The sequence below is a fragment of the Methylobacterium crusticola genome (genome assembly GCF_003574465.1).
Classification (GTDB): Bacteria; Pseudomonadota; Alphaproteobacteria; order Rhizobiales; family Beijerinckiaceae; genus Methylobacterium; species Methylobacterium crusticola.
On sequence record NZ_QOWC01000470.1, the window covers coordinates 1 to 1,267 of the forward strand.

At 76.0% G+C, this 1,267-nt stretch carries 1 protein-coding gene; it reads left to right on the forward strand.

Translation table 11 applies throughout. The annotated features are described in order from the left end of the window. Positions 1-286: 286 nt before the first annotated feature. Entirely contained in the window at positions 287-1,045 is a 759-nt protein-coding gene (gene fliP, locus DT057_RS34960) for a flagellar type III secretion system pore protein FliP (protein WP_128566563.1), read from the forward strand. Positions 1,046-1,267 lie beyond the last annotated feature (222 nt).

Here is a 1,267-nt window from a genome sequence, read left to right on the forward strand (position 1 = left end):
CCGGAGGCCGCCGCGCCCGCGCCGGCGCCCGAGCCGGCGCCCGCGCCTCCCCCGGCACCGCCGCCGCCCGAGCCGGCCCCGAACCCGACGCCGCCCTCGGTTCAGAACCCGTTCTCCGTCGAGGAGATCGAGGCCGAGTTCGCCCGCCTGCTCGGCCGGCCCCTCGACAAGCGCTGAGCCGCGGGCGGCGCCCGCTGTTGCAGCGGAACCGCGCCGCGCCGCCATCGCGCTCCGGACCCGAGCCGGCGCTTGCGGGCCCGGTGCCGCCACACCAGGGTGCGCCGTCATGGCGTCCCCGAATCGCTCGAAGCTCCCCCGGCGCGCCGCCGCGGCCCTCGCGGGGCTCGGCCTCCTCCTGTCGGCGGCCGGCGTGCAGGCCCAGAGCCTCACCGTCGACCTCGGGCCGAGCGGCGGCGTCACCGAGCGGGCGCTCCAGCTCGTCGCCCTCATCACGGTGCTGGCGCTGGCGCCCTCGGTCCTCGTGATGGCGACCTCGTTCACCCGCATCGTCGTGGTGCTGTCGATCCTGCGCTCGGCCCTCGGCACCCAGACGGCGCCGCCCAACGCCGTGATCGTGAGCCTGTCGCTCTTCCTCACCGCCTTCGTGATGGCGCCGACCGCCCGCGAGGCCTACCGGACCGGCATCGAGCCCCTCGTGGCCGGGCAGATCCAGCAGGCCCAGGCCTTCGAGCGCGCCAGCGCGCCCTTCAAGACCTTCATGCTGCGCAGCGTGCGGGAGAAGGACCTGCGGCTGTTCCTCGACCTCGCGCGCACCGACGCCCCGGCGGCCCCGGAGGCGGTCGGCCTCGAGATCCTGACCCCGGCCTTCATGATCTCGGAGCTGCGCCGCGCCTTCGAGATCGGCTTCCTGCTGTTCATCCCCTTCCTGATCATCGACCTCGTGGTGGCCTCGATCCTGATGTCGGTCGGCATGATGATGCTGCCGCCCGCCACCGTGGCCCTGCCGTTCAAGCTGATCTTCTTCGTGCTGGTCGACGGCTGGACCCTCGTGGCGGGCTCCCTGGTGCAGAGCTACGGCGGCTGACGGCCGCGCGCACCCGCGGGCCCTTCCCCCCTTCGGGTGATGCCGCGGCCGGCCCCGGCGCCCTACCTTCCCGCCGAGGATCGGACGGCTCGAGGGCGCGGCGTGCTTGAGGGGCAATCGCAGGACGGCGGCGGCGCCGCGCGCGCGTCGACATCCGCCCGGCCGGGCCCGCCCCGGCCCGGCTCGCACCGGCGCGCAGGCGCCCCGCGCCCGGGCCGCGGC

Coding starts and splice junctions, on each gene's coding strand:
- fliP (WP_128566563.1), top strand. CDS start 287: ATGGCGTCCCCGAATCGCTCGAAGCTCCCCCGGCGCGCCGCCGCGGCC.